This window comes from Methylobacterium sp. WL19 (genome assembly GCF_008040005.1).
GTDB classification, from domain to species: Bacteria; Pseudomonadota; Alphaproteobacteria; order Rhizobiales; family Beijerinckiaceae; genus Methylobacterium; species Methylobacterium bullatum.
In genome coordinates this window covers 1-3,629 of record NZ_VRVC01000226.1, presented here as the reverse complement: position 1 = coordinate 3,629, position 3,629 = coordinate 1, and the positions used below count along the sequence as shown (strand labels likewise).

At 67.6% G+C, this 3,629-nt stretch carries 5 protein-coding genes; 3 read left to right on the top strand and 2 right to left on the bottom strand.

Translation table 11 applies throughout. The annotated features are described in order from the left end of the window. The coding region (locus FV220_RS24390; protein WP_246689535.1) for an ABC transporter transmembrane domain-containing protein at positions 1–1,004 on the bottom strand (1,004 nt) is incomplete at its 3' end. A 170-nt stretch (positions 1,005–1,174) separates the two neighbouring features. Between FV220_RS24390 and rpmE the strand changes: the two genes are divergently transcribed. Then, on the top strand, positions 1,175–1,429 hold the full coding sequence (gene rpmE, locus FV220_RS24385; RefSeq protein WP_018045309.1) for a 50S ribosomal protein L31: 255 nt from the start codon (positions 1,175–1,177) through the stop codon (positions 1,427–1,429). A 149-nt stretch (positions 1,430–1,578) separates the two neighbouring features. On the opposite strand, the gene FV220_RS24380 is transcribed toward rpmE, so the two are convergent. Then, positions 1,579–2,106 (bottom strand): DUF1465 family protein, encoded by a 528-nt coding sequence (locus tag FV220_RS24380; RefSeq protein WP_018045310.1) that lies wholly within the window; start codon positions 2,104–2,106, stop codon positions 1,579–1,581. Between the two features lie 542 nt (positions 2,107–2,648). Between FV220_RS24380 and rpmH the strand changes: the two genes are divergently transcribed. Then, on the top strand, positions 2,649–2,783 hold the full coding sequence (gene rpmH, locus FV220_RS24375) for a 50S ribosomal protein L34 (protein ID WP_018045311.1): 135 nt from the start codon (positions 2,649–2,651) through the stop codon (positions 2,781–2,783). Between the two features lie 52 nt (positions 2,784–2,835). After that, a complete protein-coding gene (rnpA, locus tag FV220_RS24370; RefSeq protein ID WP_147833515.1) occupies positions 2,836–3,480 on the top strand; it encodes a ribonuclease P protein component in 645 nt (214 codons plus the stop codon). Positions 3,481–3,629: the final 149 nt, after the last annotated feature.

Here is a 3,629-nt window from a genome sequence, read left to right as displayed (position 1 = left end):
GCCCAGGCGGCCAGGATCTCGCCGAGGCGCTCGGCGGCGCCGGCCGCCTGGGCGAGTTCGCCGTAGACCTCGGAGAGCTGGCCCAGCGCGCTGGCGCCGAACACCGCGTAGAGCACGAATTGCGAGAGCTGGCCCGCCGTCATCGTGCCGGCCAGCACCCCTTGCGCGCCGTACCACATCACCCCGACGACGCTGGCCGAGATCAGGAAGATCGCCACCCCGGTGAGGAGGGCGCGGGCCTGCACCGAATTGCGCGCGGCGGAATACGCATGCTCGGAGGCCTGCCCGAAATGCTCCGCCGTGGCGCGTCCCATGCCGAAGGCCTGCATGGTGCGAATCGCCCCGATGGCTTCGGCCGCATAGGCCGAGGCATCGGCCAGCCGGTCCTGCGCGGCGCGGGAACGCCGCCGCACGCCGCGCCCGGACAGGATGAGCGGGAACACGATGAGGGGAATCGCCACCAGCACCAGGATCGACAGCTTCGGGCTGGTGATGACCATCATCGCCACCGCGCCGACGAACAGAAAGGCGTTGCGCAGGAGAATGGAGATCGAGACGCCGAAGACCGCCTTCACCTGCGTCGCATCGGCGGTGAGCCGCGAGACGATCTCGCCCGATTGCGAGCGGTCGAAGAAGGCGGGATCGAGGATGGTGAGGCGGGCGAAGACCGCGCTGCGCAGGTCCGCGACCACGCGCTCGCCCAGGGTCACCACGGTGTAGTACCGCGCCGCGCTCGAGAGGGCGAGGACCGACACCACGCCGATCAGCGCCATGAAATAGGCGTCGATGACGCTGTGGCCCTCCGGCGAGAAGCCGTGATCGATCACCCGCCGGAGCGCGATGGGCACGACCAGAGTCGCCCCGGAAGCCGCCAGCAGCGACAGGAACGCCGCCAGGATGCGACCGCGATAGACCAGTGCGAACGGAATCAGCGGCTTCAGCGACCCGAGGGGTGCCTTGCCGCGGCCATCGCCGCCGGAAATTTTTTTACGCCCGCGAGCCATCTTGCCTCGTCATCGTCTCAAGAAAATACGCGCCCGGGCGATCTCCCGCGCCCGGGCGCTTGTTCGGAGGAAGCACGTGGGGTATAGGCCCGCCTTCATCCGATTGCGCGTGATCTAAGGCCGCGGGCCGCCAGGCGGGCCGGTCGGCGTGGCTATTCAAGGATTTCGTCATGGCAAAGAGTGCGGCCGACAAGGCCAAGGGTACCGAGCATCCCGACTACCATTTCATCAAGGTCGTGATGACCGATGGGTCCGACTACATGACCCGGTCGACCTACGGCAAGGAGGGCGACACCCTCAACCTCGACATCGATCCGAACACGCACCCGGCCTGGACCGGTGGCGAGCAGAAGATGCTCGATCGCGGCGGTCGCGTCTCGCGGTTCAATTCGCGTTTCGGCGCCCTCTCCTTCGGCAAGAAGTGATCTCTGCGGACTGACCGACGCGACCGGCTGGTGGCGGCGGAGGGTTTTCGAAACGCGAAAGGGCGGCGCCGACGAGGCGCCGCCCTTTCGCGTTTCCAGGCATCGAGGCCACGCCGGGCCTCGACGCGCCACATCTCAATGCGCAGGTCTCAATGCGCCACGCCGAAAGCGCTGCGCAGCAGGCCCTGCTGGGCGGCGACGGGGCTCTCGCGGACGATCGGGGTCGGGTGGTCGTCGGAGATGAGCCCGTCGAGATGCAGGATGCGGGCATGGAGCCGGCGCGAGCGGATTGTGAGGTCCTGAAGACGGGCCGGGAGCGCGCCGAACGTCTCGGCGCGGAAGGCCTCCGGCGTCGCGAGGCGGACGCGGGTCTTCTCCTGAAGCGCTTGGGCGGGGGTGATCTCACCCTCCGACACGGCGCGCTGCACCAGCAGCCAGGAGGCGATCTGCATCAGCCGCGTGGTCAGACGCATGCTCTCGCTGGCATAGGACAGGGTACTGTCGCGCGACAGGAGGCGGGATTCCTCGCGCCCATCTCCATCGAGATAGGCCGCCGCCTCCTCGACCATGGTCATGCCCTCGCGGAACAGAACCCGGAAGGCCTCCGAGTTCACGTAGGTGTCACCGAAGCTGACCCAGTCGCGCTCGTCGCGAAAGGTGACGTTGAACTCGTTCATCCTGCCTCCTGTGCCGCTCTCGGACCGTTGTGTCCCGACCTGGGACACGATCAGTGCGTTCGCGACCAGAGGCGCAACACTAGCGCCGAACGCGCCGCCCCGCGCCGTTGACCGGGGGTTAACGTTAACAAGCGGACATCGTGCCAAACGAGCAGAGTCGCACGGCGCCGGGCATGCGCATGAGCGAGGACGAAAAAAAAAGCCGCCCGGGAGGGGCGGCTTTGGTGAAGTCGACAGAGGCATCAAAACAACGGCAGATCGAAATCTGCCCCACATCCGGAAAACCGGACATGATTCCTTCATGAGCCGAAAAGGTTAATGCACGGCTAACGCCGACCCCGCTCGGACGGCGGCGGGCGCGATGGGAAATGCCCGCGCCAGAATTGACTTCGCCCCCCCTCTCCGTCATAAGCCGCGCCATCGCGTCGCCGCGCCCCACGTGGGCGCTCTTCGCGCTTGCAGACACATTTCAGGGCGAGTGAAGATGTCGGTGGGGCTCCTGCAGCCAGCCGGATCGATCCTCGGCCATCGGAGATCGCGCCATGAAGAGAACTTATCAGCCCAGCAAGCTCGTGCGTAAGCGCCGCCACGGTTTCCGCGCCCGTATGGCCACGGCCGGCGGTCGCAAGGTCATCGCAGCCCGTCGCTCGCACGGCCGCAAGAAGCTCTCGGCCTAAGGCATCCGTGCCTTCGGCGGCACGGAACGCCGAGGCCAGCCCCGCTCAGACCATGACCTCGCCCCTAGGCCGCAGGATCGAACCGGCAGTGTCGACGATCGGACGGCTCAAGCGGCGACCGGACTTCCTCGCTGCCGCGGGGGGGCGACGGTTCCATACTGAGCTCATGAGCGCCCAGGGGCGGATGCGTGAGGCAGCGTCAGGGACGCCACTCGCCGATGCTCCGCCGATCGGGGGGCTGCGAATCGGCTTCACGATCACGAAGCGCGTCGGTCATGCCACCGAGCGCAACCGGATTCGCCGCCGGCTGCGCGATGCCGTGGCCCGTGCCTCGGCGGATCTTCCCGATACCTCTGCGGACATCGTTCTCATCGCGAGACGTCCGGCGCTCCACGCCCCGTTCGAGACGCTGATCGCCGACCTGCGCCGCTCCGTCGGCGCGGTGATCAAGCCCGGCGGGACCAAGGGTCGCGAATCGGCGCCCTCCTCGCGGGGCCGGCGCAGGTCCGGAAAGCCCGATGCGGGCAAGCCCGGCTCGGGCTCCGATGGAATCGCATCCTCCAAAACAGCATCACTCGCCCTGATGTCGGCGCGTTCGCCCGCGCGAAACGAGGCGGGGACGATGCCCCCTGCCTCGGGCGACGCTTGCCTTCCCTCCCCTCCTCCGAACACACGCGACGGATCTCTCGATGGGTAATGACAAGACGAACATGATCGTCGCGATCGCCTTGTCGCTGGCGGTGCTGCTCGGTTGGAACTATTTCATCGCCGCCCCGCGCGTGGAGGAGCAGCGTCAGGCCGCGCTCCAGAGCAAGGCTGCGCAGCAGGCGGCCAACCCCGCCGGCG

Bases quoted from the DNA above. Each gene is read 5' to 3' on its own strand.
- rpmE (WP_018045309.1), top strand. From the start codon at position 1,175: ATGGCAAAGAGTGCGGCCGACAAGGCCAAGGGTACCGAGCATCCCGAC.
- FV220_RS24380 (WP_018045310.1), bottom strand. From the start codon at position 2,106: ATGAACGAGTTCAACGTCACCTTTCGCGACGAGCGCGACTGGGTCAGC.
- rpmH (WP_018045311.1), top strand. From the start codon at position 2,649: ATGAAGAGAACTTATCAGCCCAGCAAGCTCGTGCGTAAGCGCCGCCAC.
- rnpA (WP_147833515.1), top strand. From the start codon at position 2,836: ATGACCTCGCCCCTAGGCCGCAGGATCGAACCGGCAGTGTCGACGATC.